General features: G+C 67.7%; 25 protein-coding genes and 3 pseudogenes. 11 read left to right on the forward strand and 17 right to left on the reverse strand.

Features of this window, described 5'->3' with window-relative positions; translation table 11 throughout:
- The first annotated feature begins 56 nt into the window (after positions 1–56).
- From ABD978_RS00595 to ABD978_RS00605, 3 genes are all read left to right on the forward strand, one after another.
- Entirely contained in the window at positions 57–1,661 is a 1,605-nt protein-coding gene (locus tag ABD978_RS00595; protein ID WP_345346410.1) for a beta-N-acetylhexosaminidase, read from the forward strand.
- A gap of 182 nt (positions 1,662–1,843) precedes the next feature.
- Positions 1,844–2,257 (forward strand): YciI family protein, encoded by a 414-nt coding sequence (locus ABD978_RS00600; protein WP_345346413.1) that lies wholly within the window; start codon positions 1,844–1,846, stop codon positions 2,255–2,257.
- Positions 2,247–3,500, forward strand: a complete 1,254-nt coding sequence (locus ABD978_RS00605; protein ID WP_345346416.1) for an RNA polymerase sigma factor — start codon at positions 2,247–2,249, stop codon at positions 3,498–3,500. Before ABD978_RS00600 ends, ABD978_RS00605 begins: the two co-directional genes overlap by 11 nt.
- A gap of 986 nt (positions 3,501–4,486) precedes the next feature.
- Here ABD978_RS00605 and ABD978_RS00610 read toward each other — a convergent pair.
- The 3 genes and pseudogenes from ABD978_RS00610 to ABD978_RS00620 form a co-directional block, all read right to left on the reverse strand.
- Entirely contained in the window at positions 4,487–5,389 is a 903-nt protein-coding gene (locus ABD978_RS00610; RefSeq protein WP_345346419.1) for an alpha/beta hydrolase, read from the reverse strand.
- A gap of 139 nt (positions 5,390–5,528) precedes the next feature.
- Positions 5,529–5,639: pseudogene (locus ABD978_RS43690) on the reverse strand (IS481 family transposase); the annotation flags it as partial.
- A gap of 264 nt (positions 5,640–5,903) precedes the next feature.
- The gene (locus ABD978_RS00620; RefSeq protein ID WP_345347422.1) at positions 5,904–6,566 is read right to left on the reverse strand and encodes a winged helix-turn-helix transcriptional regulator; all 663 of its coding nucleotides are present in this window, start codon (positions 6,564–6,566) and stop codon (positions 5,904–5,906) included.
- 127 nt (positions 6,567–6,693) lie between these two features.
- On the opposite strand from ABD978_RS00620, the gene ABD978_RS00625 reads away from it, so the two are divergent.
- Together ABD978_RS00625 and ABD978_RS00630 are read left to right on the forward strand one after the other, a co-directional pair.
- On the forward strand, positions 6,694–7,590 hold the full coding sequence (locus ABD978_RS00625; RefSeq protein ID WP_345346423.1) for an SDR family oxidoreductase: 897 nt from the start codon (positions 6,694–6,696) through the stop codon (positions 7,588–7,590).
- A gap of 889 nt (positions 7,591–8,479) precedes the next feature.
- Entirely contained in the window at positions 8,480–8,647 is a 168-nt protein-coding gene (locus ABD978_RS00630) for a hypothetical protein (RefSeq protein WP_345346426.1), read from the forward strand.
- 495 nt (positions 8,648–9,142) lie between these two features.
- Here the strand turns inward: ABD978_RS00630 and ABD978_RS00635 are convergent.
- The 7 genes and pseudogenes from ABD978_RS00635 to ABD978_RS00665 all read right to left on the reverse strand — a co-directional run.
- Positions 9,143–9,331: pseudogene (locus ABD978_RS00635) on the reverse strand (transposase); the annotation flags it as partial.
- 213 nt (positions 9,332–9,544) lie between these two features.
- Positions 9,545–10,243, reverse strand: coding sequence for an alpha/beta fold hydrolase (locus ABD978_RS00640; protein WP_345346429.1), 699 nt, complete (start codon positions 10,241–10,243; stop codon positions 9,545–9,547).
- The gene (locus ABD978_RS00645; protein WP_345346432.1) at positions 10,243–10,764 is read right to left on the reverse strand and encodes a pyridoxamine 5'-phosphate oxidase family protein; all 522 of its coding nucleotides are present in this window, start codon (positions 10,762–10,764) and stop codon (positions 10,243–10,245) included. The genes ABD978_RS00640 and ABD978_RS00645 overlap by 1 nt, the downstream gene beginning before the upstream one ends.
- Before the next feature lie 81 nt (positions 10,765–10,845).
- Positions 10,846–11,844, reverse strand: coding sequence for a sigma-70 family RNA polymerase sigma factor (locus ABD978_RS00650; RefSeq protein ID WP_345346435.1), 999 nt, complete (start codon positions 11,842–11,844; stop codon positions 10,846–10,848).
- A gap of 219 nt (positions 11,845–12,063) precedes the next feature.
- Positions 12,064–12,684, reverse strand: a complete 621-nt coding sequence (locus ABD978_RS00655; protein WP_345346438.1) for a hemerythrin domain-containing protein — start codon at positions 12,682–12,684, stop codon at positions 12,064–12,066.
- A gap of 174 nt (positions 12,685–12,858) precedes the next feature.
- Positions 12,859–13,389 (reverse strand): annotated as a pseudogene (locus ABD978_RS00660) (MFS transporter); the annotation flags it as partial.
- Positions 13,390–13,629: 240 nt separating this feature from the next.
- The gene (locus tag ABD978_RS00665; protein WP_345346441.1) at positions 13,630–14,106 is read right to left on the reverse strand and encodes a cupin domain-containing protein; all 477 of its coding nucleotides are present in this window, start codon (positions 14,104–14,106) and stop codon (positions 13,630–13,632) included.
- 134 nt (positions 14,107–14,240) lie between these two features.
- Between ABD978_RS00665 and ABD978_RS00670 the strand changes: the two genes are divergently transcribed.
- Positions 14,241–14,693 carry a MarR family winged helix-turn-helix transcriptional regulator gene (locus ABD978_RS00670; protein ID WP_345346443.1) on the forward strand — a complete coding sequence of 151 codons (453 nt, stop codon included), beginning with the start codon at positions 14,241–14,243 and terminating at the stop codon, positions 14,691–14,693.
- 394 nt (positions 14,694–15,087) lie between these two features.
- Here ABD978_RS00670 and ABD978_RS00675 read toward each other — a convergent pair whose 3' ends face one another.
- Both ABD978_RS00675 and ABD978_RS00680 read right to left on the reverse strand, forming a co-directional pair.
- The gene (locus ABD978_RS00675; RefSeq protein WP_345346446.1) at positions 15,088–15,702 is read right to left on the reverse strand and encodes an RICIN domain-containing protein; all 615 of its coding nucleotides are present in this window, start codon (positions 15,700–15,702) and stop codon (positions 15,088–15,090) included.
- Between the two features lie 35 nt (positions 15,703–15,737).
- Complete coding sequence (locus ABD978_RS00680; RefSeq protein WP_345346449.1) at positions 15,738–16,190, reverse strand: SgcJ/EcaC family oxidoreductase; 453 nt, start codon at positions 16,188–16,190, stop codon at positions 15,738–15,740.
- Between the two features lie 255 nt (positions 16,191–16,445).
- Here ABD978_RS00680 and ABD978_RS00685 point away from each other — a divergent pair, with 255 nt between their 5' ends.
- Together ABD978_RS00685 and ABD978_RS00690 are read left to right on the forward strand one after the other, a co-directional pair.
- Entirely contained in the window at positions 16,446–16,736 is a 291-nt protein-coding gene (locus ABD978_RS00685) for a hypothetical protein (RefSeq protein ID WP_345346453.1), read from the forward strand.
- A gap of 518 nt (positions 16,737–17,254) precedes the next feature.
- Entirely contained in the window at positions 17,255–17,758 is a 504-nt protein-coding gene (locus ABD978_RS00690; protein WP_345346456.1) for an NUDIX domain-containing protein, read from the forward strand.
- Here ABD978_RS00690 and ABD978_RS00695 read toward each other — a convergent pair.
- Together ABD978_RS00695 and ABD978_RS00700 are read right to left on the reverse strand one after the other, a co-directional pair.
- Positions 17,739–18,446, reverse strand: coding sequence for a PIG-L deacetylase family protein (locus ABD978_RS00695; protein ID WP_345346459.1), 708 nt, complete (start codon positions 18,444–18,446; stop codon positions 17,739–17,741). The genes ABD978_RS00690 and ABD978_RS00695 overlap by 20 nt on opposite strands.
- A 407-nt stretch (positions 18,447–18,853) precedes the next feature.
- Positions 18,854–19,312: an aminoglycoside phosphotransferase family protein gene (locus ABD978_RS00700; protein WP_345346462.1), complete on the reverse strand. Its 459-nt coding sequence runs from the start codon at positions 19,310–19,312 to the stop codon at positions 18,854–18,856.
- Between the two features lie 177 nt (positions 19,313–19,489).
- On the opposite strand from ABD978_RS00700, the gene ABD978_RS00705 reads away from it, so the two are divergent.
- Together ABD978_RS00705 and ABD978_RS00710 are read left to right on the forward strand one after the other, a co-directional pair.
- On the forward strand, positions 19,490–20,149 hold the full coding sequence (locus ABD978_RS00705; protein WP_345346464.1) for a phosphotransferase: 660 nt from the start codon (positions 19,490–19,492) through the stop codon (positions 20,147–20,149).
- Between the two features lie 273 nt (positions 20,150–20,422).
- The gene (locus ABD978_RS00710) at positions 20,423–21,370 is read left to right on the forward strand and encodes a phosphotransferase family protein (RefSeq protein WP_345346467.1); all 948 of its coding nucleotides are present in this window, start codon (positions 20,423–20,425) and stop codon (positions 21,368–21,370) included.
- 120 nt (positions 21,371–21,490) lie between these two features.
- On the opposite strand, the gene ABD978_RS00715 is transcribed toward ABD978_RS00710, so the two are convergent.
- Both ABD978_RS00715 and ABD978_RS00720 read right to left on the reverse strand, forming a co-directional pair.
- Positions 21,491–22,768 (reverse strand): MFS transporter, encoded by a 1,278-nt coding sequence (locus ABD978_RS00715; protein ID WP_345346470.1) that lies wholly within the window; start codon positions 22,766–22,768, stop codon positions 21,491–21,493.
- Between the two features lie 11 nt (positions 22,769–22,779).
- On the reverse strand, positions 22,780–24,270 hold the full coding sequence (locus ABD978_RS00720; protein ID WP_345346473.1) for an MFS transporter: 1,491 nt from the start codon (positions 24,268–24,270) through the stop codon (positions 22,780–22,782).
- Positions 24,271–24,581: 311 nt separating this feature from the next.
- Between ABD978_RS00720 and ABD978_RS43695 the strand changes: the two genes are divergently transcribed.
- Complete coding sequence (locus ABD978_RS43695) at positions 24,582–25,184, forward strand: zeta toxin family protein (protein WP_425550653.1); 603 nt, start codon at positions 24,582–24,584, stop codon at positions 25,182–25,184.
- Positions 25,185–25,340: 156 nt separating this feature from the next.
- Here ABD978_RS43695 and ABD978_RS00725 read toward each other — a convergent pair whose 3' ends face one another.
- Complete coding sequence (locus ABD978_RS00725; RefSeq protein ID WP_345346476.1) at positions 25,341–25,535, reverse strand: CsbD family protein; 195 nt, start codon at positions 25,533–25,535, stop codon at positions 25,341–25,343.
- Positions 25,536–25,645: the final 110 nt, after the last annotated feature.

Here is a 25,645-nt window from a genome sequence, read left to right on the forward strand (position 1 = left end):
TTCGACCACGCCGACTTCGCCGACGCGAAGATCACCTGCGAAGGGTAAGGACATAGATGATCATCCCGAAGCCGGTGCGTCTCGACACCAGCCCGGGCCGGTTCGTCCTCGACCGGCACACCGCCCTGACCGCCGATCCGGCATTCAGCGAGGTGGCCGCCTGGCTCAGAGCCGAACTCGGCCCGATCGTCGGCGGTGAGCTGCTACCGGGAACGAGCTCAGGCACGATCACGCTCTCCGTACGGGAGATGCCGCCGGAGGCCTACCGGCTGTCGGCGGGAGCCGGCGGGGTGTTCATCGAGGCAGGCGGCCCGGCCGGCGCCTTCCACGGCGCGCAGACACTCCGTCAACTACTCCCGCCCGAGACGTTCCGGAAGGCGACCGCCGGTCAGCCCCTGTCGCTGCCCGCCGTACAGATCGAGGACCAGCCGCGTTTCGCCTGGCGCGGCTGCCTTCTCGACGTCGCCCGGCACTTCCTCACAAAGGCGGATCTGCTGCGGTTCATCGACCTGATGGCCGTGCACAAGCTGAACGTCCTGCACCTGCACCTGACCGACGACCAGGGCTGGCGACTTCAGATCCGACGCTACCCGCGGCTGACCGAGGTCGGCGCATGGCGCCGGGAGAGCCAGGTCGGCTGGAACGGCGCCATGGACGGCCGCCCCCACGGCGGCTACTACACCCAGGACGACATCCGCGAGATCGTCGCGTACGCCGCGCGTCGGCACATCACGGTGGTCCCGGAGATCGACCTGCCGGGACACACCCAGGCGGCGATCGCCGCCTACCCCGAGCTCGGCAACCTCGACGTACCCCTCGAGGTGGCGACGACGTGGGGTGTCGGTGGGAACGTCCTGAACGCTGAGGAGCACACGATCACGTTCTTCCAGAACGTACTGGATGAGGTCCTCGAGCTCTTCCCGAGCCCGTACATCTGCGTTGGGGGGGACGAATGCCGCACGGACCAGTGGGGGGCGAGCCCGGCCGCGCAACGCCGGATCGAAGAGCTCGGCCTGCGCGACGAAGAGGAGCTGCAAAGCTGGATGATCGGCCGGTTCGCCGACCATCTGTCCTCCCGCGGCCGGCAACTGGTCGGCTGGGACGAGATCCTGGAGAGCGGAGCGCCCGAAGGCGCCGTAATCGCCTCGTGGCGCGACGACCACGGCGCCGTGGCCGCTGCGAAGGCCGGGCACGCCGTGATCACCTGCCCGAACACCTCGACCTACCTCGACTACCGACAGGCGCCGAGCGAGGACGAGCCGGTGCCGTTCGGCACGGTGCTCACCCTCGAGGACGTCTACTCCTTCGAACCCGTACCGGCCGCGCTCGCCGACGACCAGGCCGCCCAGCACGTCATCGGCTCGCAGTGCTGCCTGTGGACCGAGCTCATCGACTCCCCACGGCACCTGGACTACATGGCCTTCCCGCGTCTCGCCGCGTTCGCCGAGACGGTGTGGAGCACCTCGGACCGGGATCTGGCGGACTTCCGGCAGCGGCTTGACGGCCACCTGCCCCGCCTCGCGGCGCTCGGCGTGGAGTACCGCCCGGACGGCGGACCCCTACCCTGGCAACAGCGGCCCGGCATACCTGGACGGCCCGAGCAGACTGACACATGGCAGGCGAAGGTCGCCGACTGGACCCGCAACCTTCGCGAAGGCTGATGAAGCGGTTCGGCCGGCAGGCGGCCCAGAGCTCTTAATACGACTGCAGGCGGACGCGCGCCGGTGTACAGCGATCATGATTCCGGTGGCGGTGGCCGTTCTCATGGCGGAGCTGTCCAAATTCCGTGTCGTGCTGCGTCGTGTAGTGAAGACGGCATACGACAGCGAATCGAGGAGGCCCGATGCCGGAGTACATGTTGTTGCTGTATCAGGCTGAGACCGAGGAGGAGCAGGACAGGTGGGCGGACATGCCGGAGTGGCTGGCCGTGACGGAGAGCCTGCGGAAGGCTGGTCTGCTCGTCGCGAACAGTCCCCTCCATCCGGTGGCGAGCGCGACCACCGTTCGTGTGCGGGGTGGCGAGACCGAGCTCACCGATGGGCCCTTCGCGGTGACCAAGGAGTTCCTCGCCGGCTACTACGTGCTGAGCTGCGCTGATCTCGACGAGGCGTTGCGCCACGCGGCGCGGATGCCGACGGCGCGCCATGGCTCAGTCGAGGTCCGGCCGCTCATGAGCGCGAGTGAGATCCCGGTCTCCGACCGGACCGGTCCGGTGAACAGGACGGGCCGGAAGCGGGCAGGAACCGATGGTGGTTGATCTTGCCGCCAGGACGGCCGTACGTGTGTTCCGCGATGAGCGGGCGGCCGTCCTGGCGACTCTGATCAGGTATGTCGGTGACTTCCAGGTCGCCGAAGACGCCGTGCAAGAGGCGTTCGAGGCCGCGCTCGCGACCTGGCCGCGAGATGGGATCCCCGACAATCCCGGAGCGTGGATCACGGTCACCGCCCGGCGGCGGGCGATCGATCTGCTGCGCCGCGCCCAGTCGATCTCTGATCGTGCCGCGCGGCTGACCGCGCTGCTGCGCCTGGACCAACAGGAGCATCCTCCAATGGACGAGACGAGTGCGATCGCCGATGACCGACTGAGGTTGATCTTCACGTGTTGCCATCCGGCTCTGGACATGCCGGCTCGGGTCGCGTTGACGCTACGCACGCTCGGTGGTCTGACGACCAGTGAGATCGCGCGGGCGTTCTTGGTCGCCGAGCCCACGATGGGTAAGCGCATCGTTCGTGCCAAGCGCAAGATCGCCGATGCCCATATCCCTTACCGTGTGCCCGACGGCGAGGAGCTACCGGGACGTCTCCGCGGTGTGCTCCGCGTCGTGTATCTGATCTTCAATGAGGGCTATTCCGCCAGCGAGGGCGATCATCTGGTGCGGGCCGAGCTTTGCGACGAGGCGATCCGCCTCGGACGCCTGGTGTGCGAGTTGATGCCCGACGACCCCGACGCGTGGGGGCTCCTCGCGTTGATGCTGCTGCACGACGCGCGTCGCACTGCCCGGGTCGACGCACACGGGCGCTACGTTGCGCTGGAAGATCAACACCGAACCTTGTGGGATCGGGACCGGATTCGCGAAGGACTCAGCGCGCTCGGGCGCGCCGTGCGGTTCGCGCCTCCCGGCCGGTACCAGCTCGAGGCGGCGATCACCGCACTGCACATCCAGGCCACTGACACCGGCGCGACAGACTGGGCGCAGATCGCGGAACTGTACGGTGCGCTCGGCCGGCTCGCCCCCTCCCCTGTGGTCGGACTCAACCATGCCACCGCGGTCGGGTTCGCCTACGGGGCCGAAACCGGTCTGAAATTCCTTGAGCCGTTGCTGGACGATCCGGCGCTCGAGCACTACCAGCCATTGCACGCAGCGCACGCCGAACTGCTCAGACGCGCCGGTGACCTGACGGGCGCCGTGCGCGCCTACGAGCGAGCGATCACGCTCTCCACGAACGGTGTAGAGCGCGCCGAGCTCGAGCGACGGCTGGAGACGCTGACCGCCGGCTGAGACTCATCGACTCGTGCTCTGCGTTGCCGTCCGAATCGGCGCGTTGGGTTGAGGAAGCCGCTGTCCTTCTTATATCTGTGGGGGTAGTAACCGCCGCCGCACACATCTCGTTCGGCGCAGGAGCGGCAGGTGTCGCTAAGCCCTGCGACGCCTATCTGGCGGGCCACAATGGACGCGTGGCGCAACACCGCGTCGAACGGGACATCACGCACCGACAGGCCAGTGGCCGACGCTCCGTCATATGCCGACTGCCTTCAATATCATCCGCCCGCAGGATTCCGTCAGGCCACTTCAAGCGCCTCGGCAGGCCTATAGGATCGATCGTCATGTTGCACTCCAGAAACATCCAAGATGAGCATTCCGGACGGCGATCGACGCCGCCCGGAATGCTCACCTTAAACCCGAACGGGTGGACTTCCGGCAGTTAGGCCACGCAATAGACACGCCGCGCGGCGAACATGTTCAAGCCGGCGCGACCGCACTGTTGAACGATCCAGCCGGCGCGACCGCACTGTTGAACGATCCAGCCGGCGCGACCGCACTGTTGAACGATCCAGCCGGCGCGACCGCACTGTTGAAGAGACGACTAAGAGCGACCGCCAGCGCGGACCCGCCAAGCAAAGGAAGATCCGCCTGAGAAACGCCTGTGAGGTCGATAGCTGGGGCGGACTTATCGACCGACACACCCTGAGCAGCGCTAGCAGGCTGAGAGACTCCGATCGCAGTAGTAGCGGTAAAAGCTGCTGCTGCGACGACAGCTACATGTGAAGCTTTGGGAATTCCTGCTTCCATGTCACCTTCCCTTCTAGATAGAGGTGGCACCCATGAATAAGGTGCCGAAAATTTAAGAACGATCGATAGCGGAAGATCTCGGATCTTGGAGAGACTCCAAAGCCAGGGTGTCCCGAAAGGCAATCCCGGAACCCAGGCCTTGCGATTGAGAAGCCCTAAATCCCGGACTTCCATCGTGGAAACGGGCCGGACGGTCAGCCGAGGCCGAGCTTAGGTCGGACCCACTCGGCCAGCTTACGGATCGCGTCATCGGACACGGCCGAATACCCGGCGGCCATCTGGAAGGTGTGCTGCTGCTCGGGGAAGACCTCGAGTTGGACGTCCACGCCGGCCTTGCGGGCCTGCTGTTCGAACTGAAGGCTCTCGCCGAGCAGCGTCTCATGTCCGCCCACCTGGACGTATGTCGGCGGCAGGTCGCTCAGGTCCGCGTAGAGGGGGCTGGCCAGCGGATCCCTCGGGTCGGCGCCCGCCAGGTACGACGAGGCCAGGAAGGTCACCACCTCCTTGTAGAAAAAGGCCTCTTTCTCGTGATTCGTCTCGAAGGTCTCGTTGCCGACCGTCATGTCCACCCAGGGGGAGATCAGCATCAGCGCGGCCGCAGTGGGCCGGCCCTGCTCCCGGGCGCGCAACATCGTCGAGACGGCCAGCCCGCCTCCGATCGAGTCACCGACGACCGCGATGTGCCCGGCGTCGACTCCCTGGTCGAGCAGCCACCGGTAAGCGGCGGTCGTGTCCTCGAGCGGGGCGGGGTGGCTCTCCGGGCGGTACTCGACCAGCAGCGCGCGGGCCCCCACCGCCTTGGCGAGATGGCCGAACAGCTTGCGATGGGTATAGATCGACCCGCTGATACCACCGCCACCGTGCACGCTGAAGATCACCCGGCCCTCGGCGGCCCCTTTCGGCACCGCCCACAGCGCGGGCAGACCGCCCACCTCGACCTCAAGATAGTCCACCCCGCCGGGCTCGGCCGTCAGACCGGGCCAGGACCGCTCAACCCTCTCGCGCACCTCCTCGGGGGTCTGATTCGGATTCGCGACGGCCGCCTCCGTCATGCTGCGCCAGTGATCCCTTACCATCTGCGACCGCTTGATCGCCATGATGTCTACCTCCTACGTGGCCTTGTGGCGTTCGAAGGTCACCGCCGTCTTCGCGGTGACTCTCATCCACTCGACGCGGCTGCCATAGCGATTTGGACAGGTGATCGGCCGAAAAGGGAGAAGAACTCAACGGTGACCCCTAGGTGTTCTCTCCCGTGAGGTTGGGGACGCGGCTGGCGGGTGGTCGACCTCCCATCGCGGTGCGTCCGCGATGGTGAATGTAGGCGTGCAGCCTGGATGTCCAGCAGGGGCCGTGGTCGATGATCACCCGCTGCACGGTGATGCCGCAGGAGGTGAAGAACGTCTCCAGAGCCACCTTTCATCTGATCGCACGGACCCGAGCGGAGGGTGTTCGAGTGATGCCGGCGCCAGCTTCGGATGCGGCAGGCTGGGAAGTCGTAGACGGCGCCGACTCGGCACCTGGCGGCGCGTACCAGTCCCTCGCGGGTTCGGCAGCGGCGATCATCACCGCCACAGCACGTAGCGTCGAGAGATGGAAGAGGATGCGGCCCGGCTACGCCGGTGGCGTCTCGGCGTTCTCGGGTCGGGGGAAGGAGGCGAGCAGACGCTCGACTGCGGGCATGTCGCCGGACACGGTGACGTGACCGGCGTGTACGGCCTCCTCGAGGCGACGCTTCCTCGTCAGTACGGCCGCGAACGTCCTGGTGTCGGTGGTGATGGCCGCGTCGGGATCGGGGGATTCGCCGCGGGTGATGTCGATGCGGCCGTCTGAGACGCGCACCGTGACGTGGTCGTCGCCGAAGACCAGCGCGTACGTGGCGGTGAGGCCGCCGCTCGCCTCCGGGTCGAAGTCCCCATGGAGCGCCAGCATGAGCGCGTCGACGCTGATATCGGCCTCGAGGTCTCGAAACGGGGAAAGTCGGCCCCAGCGGCCGAGGTGGACGAGGACCGGTTGAAGTTGTCGCCCCCAGTCGGTCAGCTCATACACCCAGAATCGACCGGGCGGCCCGAGCTTTCGGCGGCGCACGACGCCGGAATCCTCGAGCTCGCGCAGCCGCTGCGACAGACGGTTCGGGCCCGCGTTCGGCAGCCCGCTCCGCAGGTCACTGAAGCGCTTGGGGCCGAACAGTAGCTCGCGTACGACCAACAGAGCCCATCGCTCGCCGACCAGATCAAGGGCGTGCGCGGCCGCACAGGCGTCGCCGTAGTTCCGCATGCTTCCCACCCTGCCGAGTCTAAACGAGGCTCGTTCCGAAACGAACAACGCTAGTTACGAAGTTGTACTAATAGGTATCGATTAGTACTCTTCGGCGCAGGCAACCCCCGAGCAGGGAGAAGAAGCGATGATCCTCATCACAGGAGCGAACGGACGCCCGGGATCGGCCACCGTCCGTGAGTTCGCGCGACAGGGCACACCGGTCCGCGCGCTCGTACGGGGCCCGGAGAAGGCGGAAGGTCTGCGGGGCCTGCCGGGCGTCGACGTCGTTTACGGCGACATGCTCTGGCCTGAGACTTTGAAGTCCGCGCTGGCCGGGGTGGACCGCGTGCTGATGATCTCCGGCGCCGGACCGCTGATGCTGGAGACCCAGTGCACGTTCATCGACGCCGCGATCAGCGCTGGAGTCGGCCACATCGTGAAGTTCTCCGGCAAGGACTCGGTCGACGGATTCGACAATGAGAAATTCCGTTCCAGCCGGAGCCACGAGCAGATCCAGCGCTATCTGTTCGCCGCCGGGACACCGTGGACGGTTCTCCAGCCGAGCCAGTTCATGCACGTGTACTTCGAGGAGGTACCCGACATTGTCGGCTCCGGCGAACTCCGCCTCCCGCTCGGCGACACAACACTAGCTCCGGTAGACATCGACGACATCGCCAAAGTGGCCTACGCGGTGCTCACCACGCCTGGTCACGAAGGCAAGATCTACCCCATGACCGGCCCCGAGGCTCTCACCATGGCCGAGGCCGCGCAGCACATCTCCGAGGCCATCGGCAAACCCGTCCGCTACCGCGACGTGTCCTCCGAGGAAAAGCAGCAGGACTGGCTGAAGGCCGGGTACCCGCCGCCGCGCGCGAGCGCATTCGCGCAGCTGTTCGAGGAGCGTCGCAAGCTGGGCCACTCCACCGTCGACCTCAGCACCCACCGGCGCTTCGACATCGAACCGACCACCTTCGCCCAATTCACCCGCCGCTACGCCGACATATTCCGCGGCGACACCCAGTACGGCGTCACCCCCGTCTGAGACATGCGAACGCCGGCCCGAAAATGTGAGGCTGATGGTGGCCGGCGCCCTGAGCTCGTCTTTCAATCCCTGATGAGCTGATTGCACGTTCGCCTCGCTCGAAAGGGCGAGCCGATGGTCAGCACTCGACGAATCCGATCCGCGATCTTTGCCGCGCCAGCGCTTGTGGGCGTTTCTTTTCTGCCCAGTGCCGCCGCTGGCGCGGCTGGAGGCGGCGTGCACCCCTCGGGCCCACAACGCCGGGCAAGCCGCCCAGGCGCTAGATCGTGCCGCCCGGTCCCTTGCCGCCGGCGCCGGGCCGCCGGGTCACGCCGAACGTCCCGGACCACTGCCTGCACTCCGCCGCAAGGGACAAACTCGTCATCACCGACGGCGGCTCGAGCTCAGCCGATCGAGGCACGGCAGGTCGCCACGCCCGGTCCGCTCATCCTCGAGTCGGACGGCTTGGGGAAGGACTTCCAGACGCTCTCCAACGAGGCGTGACATTCATTCAGCCCGAACCGGAGGACTATCCGCTCGGCGTTCGCGTCGAAGCAGTGGATCCGGACGGCAACCGGATCTTGCTGCGCCAGGCGCCCCACCGACCAGTAGCCGCCCTCGGCTTGCCATCCGACGTACTTAGCGGCCGCGTCCTCGGGGCCAGCTTGTGTCGTACGTAAGGGCTGATCCGGTGCTTCGATAGCGGGCCGCCGGGCAGGAAGAGTACGCCAACCGGCATTCCGATGCGCCCCGGCGTCCCAGAAGCGGCGAACTCACCGGTCTCAAAGCCCGGCCCACCCGCAGGCGGGAGCCACCCACTCAAGACAAGACATGACAAGTTCCCATCGACCCGGACAGTCGTTGACTGAGGATGTCCTGCTTGCGCGGGACCCGAACAAAGGAGAGTCAAATGGAGAAGGGCACGCCCGCGACCGACAGCGCCAAAGACAGTTCCGCCGGAACCGCAGGCACTCCGACACGCAAGGCGTCCGAGGTCGACCCCACGATCGCGGCTGCCAAGGAACGCTGGCTTCCGGTCTACCAGGCAGCTGCGGGGGGCAAGAGCCAGCACCGGTGACACACAGGGCCGCTCCCAACCCAGGGGCACCTCTTTCGCGCGCACCTGATGTAACGAACCGGGCTCGCCAGGTAGCCCATGAATGCCGCAGTGGGAGCCCCGGGCCGCCATTGAGTACCTGCGCAAGTGGCAGGCACTACCTCAGCTAACATCTGACGCCAGGTGATGTCCCGGCGAGTTGGGGTGGGAAGCGGCTCAATGCCGTGGGCCCTCTCCACCGCCGGGACATTCTTCTGTTGCCGGCCCTTACATTGCCGGACTTAGAAGTCGCGCATATAAGCGCAACATTTCGAGCCCCAAACGCGACACAGGAATAAGGTCCGTCACTCACGGACTTTCGATGATTCGTGATCAACACAGACACCTATGCCTGTGCTTCCATCATGGCTGGATGATTCCCTGTGGAGCCAGTTCGAGGCGCTGCTGTCTGAACGGCCAGTCCTCGCGGGCATGTGTTCGGCTAGCGTCCTCTCGAAGTTCCACCGAAGCTTTCCCGGAGGCCAGGGCCTGTTCGGCGCGGCGGCGCCGTTCCAGCAGCCACTCGGAGAAGTACGACCCGAACCGCAGCTTCGGGATCGCCAACTCGCTCGTGCCGGCCCGGGTGTCCCAGTCCCGCTCCCGGTCCCATTGCGGCGGTTGAACCCCCTCACCCGAACGCTGCCCGTATTCGGCCCCGTACAGAGCCGTACACCACCTCCGTGGATACAACCACGTTGGGCACCGTACTGCGCGTCCGCGTGCATGTATCAGCGTGCCCGTGGGCACTGCTCAGCGCTCCGCCGCGGGGCTGGAGCCGACCTCTCATGGCCGATGTGGGGGTGCCTATGTCAGGCCAGTGCGGAGGTGGTGTGTCACCAGCCATTGACAGGGACGGGCAGAGAGCCTCCAGCGTTTCGATCACAACCGGCGCTGGTCGGTTGAATCTGTGGTGGTGCATGCTTCCAAGCGGTCGGCGAGTTGTCGGGGCCGGGTCAGAGCGACCATGTGGCCGCCGTCGATCTCGTCAGGAACGATTCCGAGGCGGTCGGCGACGACACGGCGCATGAACGCGGCGGGTAGAAAGCGGTCGTGTCGGCAGAGCAGGAACGTCGTCGGCGTCGAGGGCCACGCGGGCAACGGCCAGGGCGCGGAGAACGGAGTGGCGGACTGCCGGCGGCTGTGCCGGCGCGCCTGAGCGGCCAGCATAGGCGGGACGTCATGGAAGAACAGGGCGTCGTCGTCATCGAGGTCCCGGCCGTCGCGCTCATCCTGCTCGCGGCGGGCCTGTTCGTAACCGGTGTTGGCCCACCAGTCGCCGGGGGCCTCGCCAGGCTGCGGGATCATCGCGGACAGCAGGACCAGCCGGTCGACGGGGGCACGCCGGCAGACCAGCGGCGCGGTGAATCCGCCGAAGGAGTGGGCGACCAGCACGGTACCGGTGTGGTCGCCGATCGCGGCGGCCACCGTGTCGGCGTACTCCGGCAGCCCGGCCGCATCATCGTCGCAGGGCAAGTTGGGAGTGGCCACGCGATGGCCGCGGGTACGCAGCTCGTCGGCGAGCAGGTGCCAGTACCAGGAATCGGATGCGGCTCCGGGGATGAACACGTACTCGGCCATCACGCCTGTCCCCGGCGGGTGAACTCGGCGGCCGTGGAGTCGCCGGGGAATCGGGTCTGGAAGTCCAGGACTCCCACCCAGGCGGGGCGCACCGCGATCCGGGCCATCCGCACGCCAGGATGGTCGACGGCCGCGACCTGGGCTGTGCCCTGCTCATCGCCGGCGTAGCGGCGCATGGCCAGCAGGTACTCCGGGACGATTCCGTCGACATCGGTGACCTGGGCACGTCCACGGATCAACAGCGCCCGCGGTGGAGTCCCGGCGGCGTCGATCGTGATCGCCACATCGGGCCTGGCCCGCAGCGCCGCGATTTTTCGGGCGGGGAAGAACGTGGACAGCACCACATCTTGCCCTGTCCAGTGGAACAGCATCGGGAACACCCGTGGAGTGCCATCGGCGGCCACGTATGCCACGCGCGCCAGCTCGGTCGAAGCCAGCAAAGCCTGCGCGACGTCGCCGTCCAGCAGGCGGACGTCTCCCTGCGGCAGGGCTGCCAGTTCCTCGCGGGTCAGTGTACGCACATCCAGCTCCTTGTCCTCGACCGCGCCGGTCGCGGTCGTGGACTGTGAGACCACCGGAGCGCGGAAAAGGAATCGGAGCCATCAGGGCAGGGTCGCCGGCAGGCCGAACGCGCCGAAGACTCGCGGCTCGAACGCGACGATCTCGGTAATCTCCCCGTCCTCGACTCGCAGCACGTTGAGCACCTGTGGCTGGTAGGCCGGCTCTCCCGGCAGCCGGATGTAGCCGGCCATGGCCGGCTGCCGGTTCGCCACGACCGGCACACCCCGCCACTGCCCCCGATACAACGGCGACCCCGGTCCCACGGCGTTCTCGGCGAACGCGGCGACCTCCGCCCGGCCGACGAAGGAGTACGGCAACGGCGGCATGGACAGCCGCACGTCCTCGCTCAACAACTCCGCGAGCGCCGCGACGTCGGCCCGCTCGTGGGCGGCCATGAAACGCCGCAGCAGCTCCCGCTCCCGCTCAGCAAGGGGCGTGGCCGAGGCCTGCACAGCGCGACGTTCCGGCAGGTGCTCCCGCAGCACCGGGCGTGCCCGCTGCAAAGCGCTCTTCACCGCGGCCACGCTCATCTCCAGCAGCGCGGCGGTCTCCGCCGCCGGCCAGCCGAGCACGTCCCGCAGGATCAGCACCGCCCGCTGGCGAGGCGGCAGATGCTGGATAGCCACGACGAACGCCAACTCGATGGTCTCCCTGGCGATGACCACGGCGTCCGGCTCCGCCTCCCGTGCGGCCACCGGCTCCAGCAACCGGTCCGGGTACGGCTGCAGCCACGACACCTCCGCCGGCCGGCCGGTCTCTCCCGGAGTCGGCTGCCGCAGGTGCCGGTCGAGGAAGTCCAGGCACGCGTTCGTCGCGATCCGATAGAGCCACGCCCGGAATGTGGAGCGGCCCTGGAAACTCTCGCGATAGCGCCACGCCCGTAGCAAGGTCTCCTGCACAAGGTCCTCGGCGTCGTCGAAAGAGCCCAGCATCCGGTAGCAGTGCACCCGCAACTCCCACCGATACCGCTCGGCAAGCGCGGCGAACGCCGTCCCGTCCGCTGCTCGCACCGCGGCGGACACCTCGCTGTCCACACTCACCAGTCCGTCCAACGCCCAGCCCCCCTGACAGCCACTAGCAACCCTGGACACCGAAGCCAGAGGCCACCCCGGAGACGCACTCTCTCATGCCGCTGTCGGGCGCGTGGGGCCCGTGCCGGGATCATGCCGTGTGGTGGCCGGGAGCGCGAGGGGGAAGCGTTGCCTCATCCGGGAGAGTGACCAACTTCGGGCGGCCCGGCGGTATGACCGGCGTCGGGGTCAGGCGGTCCAGCGCAATCGCCGAGCGTATCGGGGACGCCACAGAACCCGATAGACCAGGCGAAGCGCGGACGGTAGCACGCTCAGCACCTGCGACTCCCGTTGCTCCGGCATCTCGTCGAGCAGCCAGGGGAAGTACACCGCCCCGCCGGACAGGCCCAGCCGTCGGCGCTGCTCGTTCCCGAACCTCGCCCACTCCTCCTCGGTCAGGGTGTCGTGAATCAGCGGCAGCGCGTCGGCCTCCTCGTGGTCGAGGTGCGCGGCGAGCGCGGTCGCCAGGGCGCCGACATGCTCGGCCAGTGCCTTGAGGTCACCGCCGGCGAGAGCGGCCTCGACCCCCGCGAGTGGCGGGTCGAGCGCGGCGTGTTCGGCCTCCATCGCGTCGAGCAACCGCAGGTCGGCCGGGCGCCCGCCGAGCTTCGCCCGTACGGTCGGCCAGAGCACCGCGTCCTCGGCCTCGTGATGGACTGTAAGGAAGCGGAAGAAGTCGGCCCAGCCCGCCTGAATCGGCGCGCGTGCGGTGAGCATGCCGTTCTCCTGGCCCGAGGCGACGGCCGTCAGCCGCCTCAGGTCACGCCGGAAGGCGTCGTGGGTCGCGTACATCAGGGTCATATCGATCATGATCGGTTTTCCTTCGGACGGGTCACGGCTCGCGAGGCACGGCGAATCGGGGCAGGCTGAACATCAGCAGGGTGACCACCAGCATCAGCCCGGCGACGCCCAGCATTCCGGTGCGGTACGCGCGGGCGAAGGTCACGGCGCGCGCCTGTGGTGCGTGCGCGGCAAGGACCCCCGCTACACCGCGAACACGACGACTGAGCCGGCCATCATCGCGAACGACCAGGCGGGCCAGCCGAAATCGCGCCCCTGTACCAATGGATAGACGAGGAGGAGCATGCTCGAGGTGGCCAGGATCGCGCCCCCGACATCGACGCGTAGCGGGGTGGCCGACCGCGACTCTCGTACGAAGATCGACGTGGCGACGAGCCCGAGCAGGCCGACCGGCACGTTGATCAGGAAGATCGGCCGCCATTCCCAGCCGAACAGGTTCCCTCGGACGAACAGGCCGCCGAGCAGCGGACCGGCCACCACGGCCAGGCCGCCCACCGAGCCGTACAGCCCGAAGACCTTGCCCCGCTCTTTCGGCGGGAAGGTCACGTGGATGATCGACAGAACCTGCGGGATCATCAGCGCCGCCATGCCGCCTTGGAGGAACCGGGCGCCGATCAGCATCCCCGGGCCGGTCGCCACGCCGCAGAGCAGGGAGGCGACGGTGAAGCCGGCCATGCCGATCTGGAACAGGCGCCGACGGCCGTCGATGTCGCCGAGCCGCCCGGCCGCTGATCAGAACGGCGGCGAAGGCCAGCGTGTAGCCGGCGGTGACCCAGCCGACGGTCGAGTAGCCGGTGTTGAGATCTCGCTGGATGCTCGGCACGGCGACGTTGACGATGGTCACGTCCAGCAGGTCCATGAAGGCGGCGATCAGAACGACGATCAGGGTGAGCCACCGCTGAGCGCCGGTAACCTCCCCAGCCTCCGTGGCCTGCGTCTGCGCGGCGGGTGTGCTCATCTTGCCTCACCGCGCCAGAGCGGGCTGTCGACGAAGTGGTTGTCGAACCGATCCTGGTTCTCGAGGATCTCCGTCGGGCTCGCCTCGCCCCTGATGACGCGGTCGACGAGGCGGAAGTAGTCGAAGCGCTCGGCCGTCGGCTTGATGATCAACATGTCGACGCCCGTGTCGTCCGGCGTACGGAAGGCGTGCGGGGTGTTCGGCGGGACCAGAATGAGGTCGCCTTTCCCTGCCACGAGGATCCGCTCGCCCGCGAGCACCCGCAGTCCCCCGTCGATGATGAAGAAGATCTCCGCCGAGCCCGCGTGGTAGTGCGGTGGTGGCCCGTCGACTCCGCTGCCCATCGTCGTGTGGATGGCGCTCACCGTCCCGTCGGTGGAGTCGCCGTCCGCCAGCAGCCGGGTCAGGCTCGGCTCGCGACCGACCACCTCGGCCTCGGCCCCGCGTACGAGTAGCGCCTCGTGTGATGTCATGTGCAACTACCTCCTAATAGTCAGGCGCATGACAGTAAGCGAGTTGATAGTACGCAGTCAAACTATCTCACGATGAATAAGATTCGGTGCATGGACGGCGACCGCCGAGACGCGATGGACGTGATCACCGATCAGTGGCGCCTCGGCCCGACCTGGACCTGTCCGCGATGGGGGTCTTCGGGCGGCTCGTCCAGGTGGCGGCGATGCTGGATCCCGCGAGCGAAGCCGTGTTCGCCCGCCACGGACTGCGCCGGGGAGAGTTCGACGTGCTCGCCGCGCTCCGCCGGCCCGGCCCGCCCTACGCACTGATCCCGTCGGAGATGGCGGCCGAGCTGATGATGTCGCGGGCCGGCATGACCAGCCGGGTCGACCGACTGGAGGCCGCCGGGCTGGTCGAGCGCAGCCTCGATCCCGACGACCGGCGGAGCTTCCGCATCACCCTCACCGACAAGGGCCTGCGCGTCGTCGACGCGGCACTCGGCGAACACGCCGTCCGGCTGGCCGAACTGTCGCCCCATCTCACCCATGAACAGAGCCGCGCCCTCGAAGACGCCCTCAGAACCCTCACCCGGAAACTCTCCAGGTGACGACCGGCACGTTCCGAGCGCGCTGCGATGAGCCGGAGGGACCGGTCGGGGTCCGGTGGCGGGGTCGGGTAGGCGCCGCCCCGTGGCGGGACGTGCCGGACTGAATCCCATGGTCGCTGGTCACCAAACGAGATACGCCCCCCACCGCTACCGGAACCTCAAGCCCCAACGTCTACATGCGGACAACGCTTACGACCGAACTGACCTGCGAAAATGGTCACGAGGTAAGCGCATCGGCGTCCGGGTCGCACGCAAGGGCATCGAGTCCAGCGAACTATGTCCTCGCTGTCGTACGCGGCCTTGGAGCCACGATCCGGGTTACCTGCGCCGATCAGCCGAAACATGGGCATGGGCCGCCCGGAGAGGAGCGGCCCATGCAGATCCAATGGACGGGTCAGGTATTCGGGAAGGCCGTCCACTGCTGTTCGCGGTGGCTCAGTCCGCACGTCCACTGGATGACGCTGGCACCCGACACGAAGCTCCCGGCTGCCACGGCAAGGCACAGGTGACTGTTGGCGTTGTACAGGAGCAGGCTGCCGTTGTTGTCCCTAGACCACGATTCGTCGAGCCTGCCGTCACAAGGCTCCTGAACGGCCCGAGCGCCGTTGCTCTTACTGGAACCGGCGATCGCCAGACACTGCCCGCTGATGTAGTTGCGCAGCCGGAACTGCGACTTGTTGGTATCCATGTACGTGAACGACCAGCCCCGGTCGAGGGAACCGTCGCAGATCCTCTGCACCAGCCCAGCCCCGGGGGTGAGGCTGCGGTCGTTCCCCAGGCACTGCGACGAGTTCACGTTCTGCCACGCTTCGTAGGTCGTGGCCGATGCCGTTCCACTCGTCATGAATGTGACGGCGAGTGACGCCGCCCCGACGGCAACCGCTGCCACCTGCGTTCTCCTGCTGCTGAACCCGAGCATGGCACCCCGTGCTACGAGTTGCTCCGCGAACCGTCTGCCCAGCCCGCGATTGGCGCCGGTGACGAAAGCCGTGCTTCCGGCTATCTTCACGATTTCTCCTCGGCTGTCTTCTCTTTTTGGGGCTGTCAAGCTTGGGGATCGGTTCCCGCGGGGCAACTGTGGTAGGCCTCGATAAGCCAGCCGCCGTCACTTCTGGACAGCGTCCATGTGGCCAGCTCCCATCGTTCGGCCGGGGCTTCCGTCTCACCGGAGAAGACGGTCACGCTGCGGGTGACCACGATCGCCGTGTCCGCACGGAGGAAGCGGACGTCCCGCGCCTCATGAATGCGCTTAGAGTCCTTCAGCTGCAGGGCGAACGCCTCCGCCATAGCGGCGAGGACGTGGTCCTTCCCGTGGAGATACACCCCGGGAAGGACCACGGTCGCCCTATCGCCGTAGGAGCTGACGAACGCGTCCGCGTCGCCCTCCGCCCATGCCCGGGACGTCGCGTCGAACACGGCGAGCACCGCACGCTCGTCGGCTTGAATCGCCGAGCCGCTGCCACCCGTGTCTGCTCGTTCGCTCAGATCCGAACTCATCTCATCCCTCTTTCGGAACCGCTGGCCGTCGTTGGCGGCCTTTGCTGAACGACGCAGCGTGCATAGAGATTTGGACAGCTTCGGCTCTCGTTTCGTCTCTCAGCGTGACCGGCTACCGTGGACGGGCACGAAGATCTTCCCGTCCGTGTCGGCGGGCGTCGGGAGTGTCTAATCAACGGCGGATCCGATGATCAAGGAGACGCCAGATGACCGACGCCGTTGAGCACGAGTCGGGGCTTGAGCAGCAACCGAACTGTGATTCTTGTCGGCCGGCCCGGCTGGGCCGCCGCGACGCTCGTCCTGGCCCGCGCCGAGGCCACGCGGGGTTACACCGGCGACGCCGTCGACCTCGCCCACCAGGTCCTCGACACCATTCCCGCCTCCGCCCTTCGCGAGACCAGCCGCACACGGCTCCGCGACCTTGATCAAGACCTGGTGAACGCCGACCTCGCCGATCGCACCGCCCGGGACCTGCGTGAGCGTGTCCGGGCATTGCCGGCTCTGGTGCCCGTGGGCCCGTTGAGCGAGGAGCCGAACGGCCAATAACCCCGCACACGTGCGTCACGTCGTCGCGGCGATGGAAGCCCGAACCGTGAGCGCACCCCATAGGTTCGTCCTCGCTGATTTCGTTTGCGCGGCGATTTCGGTCGCCCTCGCCGCTAGATCGGCAGCGGCATCATTTTCTCCAAGAGCAGCGTGAATCCGCGCGCTGGCGGTCAGTAGTTCGGCAGAGCCATGGAAACTCGTGCTCGGCCAGGCGGCGCGGGCTTCTTCGAGAGCATCCCGCCTGGTCGGGCGGACAGCAGGAGAGGCCGCCGGTCGGCACGCGATGCGGGGCACCATCGCTGGCACAGCTCACCGGCGGCGCCGAGCAGATGGCGTTCGGCACTAACGAGCAGCAGATGCGGGCGCGCGTTGCTCGATCAACGCGCGGGGGGGGCGGCGCAGCCGACCCCATCGGGATGAGGCGGGCGTGGGCGACGGTGAGATCGCGTGTGCCGGGGTGCGAGCGAACCTCTCCGCTTTCCCGCCTGGATCGCTTCATGGCGCTAGCGTCACAGCGCGTGAGCCTTCCTCCAGAGCAGTACTACGCCAGCCTGCCGAAGCACATCGCTGGGGCGGGCGCGATCCTGCACGATCCGGATGGGCGGATCCTGCTGGTCAAGCCCTCCTACCGGGACGACACCTGGGAGCTCCCGGGCGGCGCGATGGAAGGCGAGGAATTCCCGTGGGAGACCGCGCACCGCGAGGTCAAGGAAGAACTCGGCCTCGAACTGCGGCCCGGCGGCCTGCTCGCGGTCGACTGGGTGCCGCCCCAGCCCGACGGACGGCCAGCGCTGGCGAACTTCTTGTTCGACGGCGGCACCATCACCACCGACCAGGCCGAGCAGACGCTGCACCTGGCGCCTGGGGAACTGACCGCCTGGCATCTGGCGAGCCCTGCCGAGTGGGCCGACCTGCTCGCCGTGCACATGGCCCGGCGCGTCCGCGCCTGCGCCACCGCGCTGACCACCGGCAGAACCGCCTACCTGCAGCACGGCCGGCCTCTCACCCACGGCGGCGACTGACGCCTTTGCCGTCCGCCCTCGCCGGCACCCGCTGGCCGCCCACCCCGAGACCGAACTCCAGATGACGTGCGATCCGGAAAAGTTCGGCGCAACTCGCTTCGGATGGGAATCGCCCGACAATCCGGTGATGCAGGAACTGGCGATGCGTCACCTCAGCCAACTGCCGGAAGACGTCCATGTCGAGTTGCTGTTGGGAGGCGAAGCACTGGAGGGCCTGGACCTTCGCCTTGAGGAGTTCCTGGGTGCCCATGAAGAACATGGTGGGCTCGAACCCGATGCTGTAGGGCGAGCGGAAGTAGCGCAGGTTCGTGGCTTCTCGCAGGGCGACTGTCGTGACTTCCTGCGCTGTGATGCTGTGGTCTAGGTGCTGGTCGGCGGGGTAGTGGGTGTAGACGATGTCGGGACGGGGCTGGTGGAAGACGGAGAACAGGTCGGCGTTGATGGCCCCGCGGTGCTCCACGAAGCGGGCGTCGGGGATGGGAGAGAAGGTGTACTGGTCCACGCCCAGCAGCGCACCGGCGGCCAGGCATTCGTCTTGGCGTACCTGGGTGCCATCTGGGCCCGGTGCGCCGGTGGTCAGGCAGTGCACTCGGACCTGGGCACCGTTCAGCACGTACCACCGGATCCGCATGCCCATCGCGATCTCAGCGTCGTCGGGGTGGGCCACCACGACCAGGACGGTGTTCATCTCACTCCTTCCAGGTCCTTCACCACCAAGGCACCGCGCGGGCCCAGCCGTCCAAGCCGCGCCAGTGGAACGGTTGCTGCCGGGCGGTGCGGCCATTGGAGGTAATGCGTGCCGCCGTTCAGGTGGGTCTGTCCCGTCGGTACCCGCACGATTTGGGCAACCGGCGCTGGTAGCCGGGAGGTGGTTGGGCGCGCTGCTCGCCTGCAGGGGCGAAGGGGCGCTGGGGCGAGCGCGGATGGTCGACGGCCATGCCCACCGGTCATCCGCCGGCACGCGATAGGTCGCGGAGGACGTTGTGGCCGCGATCGATGAGAGCCGGTTCGGCTTTGATCAGGCCGGTGTGCAGGTAAGAGACGGCGAGCCTTGCTGTGAGCAGGAGCAGTGCCCGCTGTTCAACGCTGGACAGATCACGTCCGTAGCCGGTGAGGAACGCGGTCTTCAGGTCCGGGCGCGCCGCGCAGCCATACCAGGTCTTCGATGGCGTGACCGTGAGTTGCCGCCTCGAAGTCGATCAGGCCGTGGGTGGCCCGCTCGGCGTCCCATAGCCAGTTGCGGGGCGAGTAGTCGCCGTGGCGGAAGACGAGGGGGAGGCCTTCGGTCAGCTCTGGTAGGTCACGCGATACCTCTTCGACCAGGGCGCGCTGGGCGTCGGGTAGGTGCTCGGCGGTGCGCTCCAAGCAGGCTGTGGCTTCCTCGGCCTGCTCGATGATCGAGGCCATGATCGAATCGCGGGTGTGTCCGGGGACCGGTTCGGGGTGATCGTGCCAGCGCCGTAGCAGCTGACCGGCTTGCTTGTGCACCTGGTCTTCCGTCTCGGGCGGCAGGGATAGACCCTTGACGACACGGCCAGGGAGCGGCGTGGTCACGATGGCCTGCATAGTTGCGGGACGGACTGCGGATGTCCCGGCGCGAATGAGCGCTAGGCGGTGCCCGCGAGCCAGTGATCAACTTGTGGAAGCGACACAATGACCGATGGGTCTGGCGGTGCCGTCGCACTGACCGGGGGGCGCATGGCGTCTGAAGTCCTCCGAAGGGATGACACGGTGCTGCGGCCCGCGTCCGATTCATCGCAATTCATGGCTTCCCTCCTGAAACTCTTCGATCAGCAGAATTTCATGGGCGCCCCGAAATACCTCGGGCAGGTGGACGGCAAGGACGTCCTGACCTATATCGAGGGCGAAGTTCCGGCGAAATTCCAGCCCTGGTCGGACGAGCAGGTGCGGGCCGCGGTCCGGCTCCTGCGTGAGATGCACGACGCCACGCGAGGAAGCGACCTTGCCGGCCGCTTCGACGTCATATGCCACCACGACCCTGGGCCAAACAACGCAGTCTTCCAGAACGGCATCCCGATCGCGTTCATCGACTTCGACCAGGCCGCTCCCGGCAGCCGACTCGAGGACGTCGCGTACATGGCCTGGACGTGGTCGATCTCCTCCAAGCAGGTCATGGCCCTGCAAGTCCAGGCAGCGCAGGTACGGCTCATCGCCGACACATACGGCCTGAAAGACGCCGAGCGTCATGCCCTGCTCGACTGCGTCCTCGAGCGCCAGTCCCGCAACGTGCGGTTCTGGGCGGAATTGCTGGCCCAGCCTGAGACCGCCCCCGCCGCGCCGGACGTCCTGGCCGCCCGGATCGCCTGGAGCAGGTGGGAGCACCGCTTCGTCTATGCACACCGTGAGGTCTTCGACCGGGCGCTAGCCTGATTTTCGAGCTCAGCGGCTGGCCTGCGAGATAGAGCTCGCCGGTGCACGGAAGGTTATCGGCCGGACGACGCAGGGCATGGTGCCGGGGAGAGACCAGGCGCTCGTCCCCGAGGAGAAGTGGGCGGGGCTGGAGGACCACCGGCCGGTTGAACGCCGGCCCTACGCCGCGTGGACGGCGGTCCTCAAAGATCAAAATCTATGTTCTGTGGGTGTCGGCTTGGCGCGATGTGGGGCATGGGACAGGGTGGGCAGGTGCCGACTTCTGGGACGACAGTGCAGCCCGAGATTCTCGACCTGTTGAGCGATCGGGTGCTCGACGGGGGGCCGGTGGTCGGTGAACGGCCGCTGTCCGGGGGGTTCAGCACGGACAACGTGTTGCTGCGCACGGCGGGCGGCGAGGCGTATGTGCTGCGCCGCTACCAGCGGCGGAACACCTGTGCGGTGGAGGCGGCCGTCATGCGCCGGGTGTCGCCGCACGTGCCGGTGCCTGAGGTGGTGCTGGCCGATGAAGACGGCTCCTTGGTGGGCGAGCCGCTGCTGATAACGCGGTTCGTTCCGGGCGTGTCGGGAGCGGCGGTGTTCGCTGGCGCCGCCCTCGAAGATGGCCCACCACTGGCTGAGAGCATCGCCACGGTGCTGGCGGCGATCGGCTCGGTGACCTTCCCGGCAGCGGGCTTCTTCTCCGGCCCGGAGCTACGGACGGACGCGCCGCGTCCTAAGTTCTGCGAGGACCTGCCGGCTTTCGTCGAGGACTGCTTGGCTCAGGCACCGCCGGATCTTGGCCTTTCGCGGGAGGACCGCGCGGCGTTGGTGGGCCTGGCCCGGGAGTGGGCGCCGCTGGTCGCCCAGGTACGGGCCGACCCGGCATTGGGGCCCCGGCTGGTCCATTCGGACTTTAACCCCAAGAATCTCTTGCTGCGACCGTCAGGGGACGGCTGGCGGGTGTCGGCGGTACTGGACTGGGAGTACGCGTTCGCTGACTGCGCCTTGTTCGACGTGGGCAACCTCCTGCGGTTCGGCGATGAGCTCCCGCCGGGGTTCATCGAGCGGTTCCCGTCGGCCTATCGAGAGGCCGGTGGCGTTCTGCCGAGCCAGTGGCGGCAGGCCAGCCGGGCGCTGGATCTGTTCGCGATCGCAGATCTGCTCACGCGCCCGGCCGATCACCCACTCGCGGTCAAGGCCGCTCATCTGGCGCACTCGATCGTCGCTGCTGGCCGCTGACCCGCCGGCGTTGCCGCGCGTCGCCGTGCGAGGGGTCATCCGCCGTGGCCCGGCCATGGTGACCAGGACGGTGCGGGGCGCGGTGTTGAGCTGGCGGCCGCGACCCGACCTCGCGCCGGATCATCGCGCTTCCGCGGGCGGTCGGGCAGCGCTGCGGCTGCTGGCCGTCGGCTCGGCGGCGAGTGCGCGAACACTGGGGACCGTCAGCGGCAGGAGCGCAGGCCCGGCGATGAGGGCGGCACAGGCCACCAGGACGGTGCGGGACCCGAGCGTGTCGGCGGCGATGCCGGCGGCGGCATAGACGAGCGGGGTGGGCAGGACGGTCGCGAACTCTTGGTAGGCGGCCACGCGGCCAAGGTGGTCGATCGGGACGTGCTGTTGCACCGCGGTCACCCGTGCGACCTGGGCGGGTCCAAACGCGATGCCGGCCACAAGCGTTCCCGCAACGATGACCGGCAACGGCAGGCCGGCGCTCATCGCGGCGACACCAGACGCGGTGGCTGCGGTTCCCAGGCTCATGACGATCCCGGGCCTGCGGCTTGGCCATCGGGCGGCGAGGATACTGCCGATCGAGGTGGCGGCGGCGAGCGTGCCGGTGATGGTCCCCCAGCTCAGCGCGCCGTGCAGATGCTCACGCGCGTACAGCGGGCCGATCAGCATCGCGGCCGCGAACGCCCCGCTGGTCACGCAGTCGGCCAGCGTCGTAGTCCACAGCCACGTCCGGCCGGTGATGGCGCGAACCCCGCTGACGAGGTCCCCCAGACGCGTCCCGCAGTCTCCCCGGCCATCGCGTCCCCCTGCGGTGCGTACGGCCCGAAGGCGCGTGAACAGCACGGCGGCGGCGACGTAGGTGAGACAGTCCCACACAATCCCCCACCCGGCGCCGACAGTGACGATGAGCGCGCCACCGGCCACCGGGCCGAAAGCGGCGGTCCCATGCTTCGTGGCCTGGGTCAGCGCATTCGCGCGGCCCAGTTGCTCCCCCGACAGCAGCTGGGCGAGCAGGCGCCGCCCGACCGGGCCGAACAGCGCCGCCCCCGCAGCACCTCCGCCGGCCACGACCGCCAGCGACCACACCGTCGCCCAGCCGGAAAGGATCAAGCCGGCCTCGGCCAGCTGGAAGACGGCGAGGATGAGCTGGGAGGCGATCAGCACCGGCTTGGGAGCCATCCGATCGGCGATCACCCCGGCGACCGGCAAGAGCACGATGTAGACGCTGAACTCGGTCCCCAGCACGACAGCGATACCCGTGCCCCCGCCGCCCAGGTGCAAGATCGCGAAGGCCAGGGCGATCGGTGCGACCGCTCCCCCGGCCGAGGAGACCACCTGGGCTGCGAACAGGACCCGGAACTGCCGATCGCCCAGCGGCGCGGCCATCACGCCGAGGCGCCCGCGCAAACGCCGCATCCTCACCGCACCGGTGCATCGCCGGGGCGCCCCTGCGACGCACCCGCTGGCGTCTCGGCCGACTCGACGGTGCCGCCAGCGTCGCGTCGACGCGGCGAACCGGCCTGCTCGGGACCGGACGAACCGGGCGGGTGCAGTCTCAGCCGGCGAACGTCGCGGCTCAACAACGGAGCCAAGTTCGCGGCGGCGAGCAGGACCCCACACCCCGCCAAGGTGGCGCGTACACCGATCGCACCGGTGACAGGCGCGACCAGCAGGTACCCGACCGGCGCCAGGGAAATCTCGGCGATCCCGGCGTAGGCCGCAACGCGCCCCTGCTGGCCGGCGGGAACGTGCTGCTGAATCGCGGTCTGCCAGGCGATCGAGGCGATACTGAGCCCACCGGCGCCCACCGCGACCGAAGCCATCACCACCGGCAACGGCGCGCCGGCCGCCATGAAGGGGTCGGGGAGCGCGAGCGCGGCGCAGCCCAGGCAGTTGGTCCATCCGGCGCACCGCGGCCGCCACAGCAGCGCGACAAGAGCGCCGAGCGCCATGCCGCAGCCCAGGCTCGAGGCGATCAGCCCCCACGCCCAGGCCCCGCCCAGATGCGCTTTCACCCACGGCGGGCCCAGAATCCCATATCCGACGTGCCAGCCGGGAACCATGACCGCCGCACCGAGCAAGCCAGCCCAGATCCATGGCCGGGATCGGACCGCCGCCCAGCCCTCGACCAGGTCCGCACGCAGACTGAAAGGCTGGCGAACGACGCGCGGAACGCGAATCGTAGCGATCAGCGCAGCGGAGCCGAAGAACGAGACCGCATTGAGGCCGACGCCGTAGGCCGGTCCGGCGGTCGCGACGATCGTGCCGCCGACCGCCGGCCCGATCGCGCGAATGAGATGCCGAGACAGCTGGACGAGCGCGTTGGCCTCCTGGAGCCGCTCGGCCTGTGCGATGGCCGCGATCAGTCCGACCCGGGCGGGGTCGGAGAACGACGCGGCCGCCGAATTGGCCGCAGCGAGGACCGCCAGGTTCCACACGGCAGCACGGCCGGTGGCGATCAGGATGGTCTCGGCGACGGTGATCAGGCCGATCACCACCTCCACGACCGCGATGAGCAACGCCCGAGGCAGCCGGTCGGCCACGACCCCGCCCAACGGGCTCGTCACGATGCCGGCGACCATGTTCGCCAGCAGCACCATCGCGATGCCCGGCGCACCGGCCCCCGTACCCAGCACCACGAACGCCAGGGCACCGACCTCCATCGTCGTCCCCGCGGCATCGACCTGGCTGGCGATGAAGTACCGGCGGAAACGCCGGTCGCTGCGCAGCGGTCCAGTGATCCGCGCCAGATGGTCTGCCGCCCGGCCGGACGCGGTGCGCCGCTGGACCTGACCGCGCCCGCTCATGCCGCCGGCGCGCCGATCGTCACCGAGCCGGGGCCCGAGCCCCGCCCTGGGCTCCTGCAGCCGCGGCCGAAGGGCCGAAACGCTAACGGCCGGGGCGTCCACTCGAGCCTCATGATCCGCCTTCCGAGAGACCGTGTCGGCGGTGGAGCCTACGCGTCCGCACGCGTGATCACGCGGTCCGACACCTGCCCGCCCGCGATCGGCTGTCCCCAGGATCGACGACCCGGACCGTACAGCCTTCTTCCATCGACAGCCCACCGAGCCTGGACTTGCTGAGCCAAGACCCTTGGCAGTCTGTGAGGCGCATTGAGCGGCCCTGCCTGACCTGCAGCTAATGGCCCACTGACAGGGCGCACCTAATGTCACATTCTCTATCGGCTCGTCCAGCTTTACGAAGCTCAGGGAATGATCACATGTTTCTGTCTCGCCGCCAATGCAAAAGGATATTCGACAGCGATATCAGACCCCTCTTGGACGTAGTACCGACGGCAGGGCAGCCGACAGCGCATTTCGTAATAGGCGCTCCAGGCTCGGGGAAGACCACGGCATCACGCCAGCTATCGGGCGTACGCTATGAACAAGATGACCTCTTCCGCCACCATCCAGGCTTCGAGGGCGCCGCGATGGCCGACGACCTCAGCGCATTTTCCGATCAGCAGATCTTGAGTGCCGTAGCGCGCTGGGACAGGTGGGCACTGAGTCATATAGTGAGACAGCGGGCAAACTTTGTGATGCCACTGAATCTCACTTATCCAACAGACGCCGAAGACCTATTTAGGACTTTCAAACGACGCGGGTACAAAGTTGACGTGACGGCCGTGGTCGTCCATAGCGTGCGAAGCCGTCTCGCAACGCTGACGCGTTATGCGGCCGATCGGCAGTGTTTCGGGTACGGCACGTGGGTCCAGCCAGAGTTTCACGACCTAGTACACAAGAACATGGACAGGGTCCTCGAAATCGCCACAAATAGAGCAGATACCGTTCACGAACGGAATTCGCGACATCGAAACACGTGAAGCAGGCCCACGCCTTCAGTCAAAAGAGCGAGGACACCACAATCCGTCCCTGAAGTACGGGAGCCCAGGAGTGACAGCGTCGGGCCTCGCTAGCGACTTCAATAAGGAAGGTTGCCGCCCGCACGACGGGCGGCAACCTTCCTACTTCCCGACCCCCTACCGCTTGAAGGTGCGACGGGCCTCCTTCGCGGCGTCCTTGGCCTGCTCACCAACCTGCTTGGCGCCACCCTTCCTACGGTCCCTGCGACCCTCGGACTCCAGGTACGGATCGCCGGCGCCTCGGCCCGCAGCCTCCTTGCCTCGCCCTTTCGCCTTCTCGAGCTTATTCTTGAGCTTGTCTAGGAAACCCATAACGGCCACTCCCTTCCTCTGATGCCGATGCTCCACACACCTCGCCCAAGACCGATCCGCACAAGCCGATGGCGGTGGAAGCCGTCGGCGGCCGCTCAACCAACCGCCAG

Source organism: Actinoallomurus liliacearum, from assembly GCF_039542035.1.
In the GTDB taxonomy this organism is placed as follows: domain Bacteria; phylum Actinomycetota; class Actinomycetes; order Streptosporangiales; family Streptosporangiaceae; genus Actinoallomurus; species Actinoallomurus liliacearum.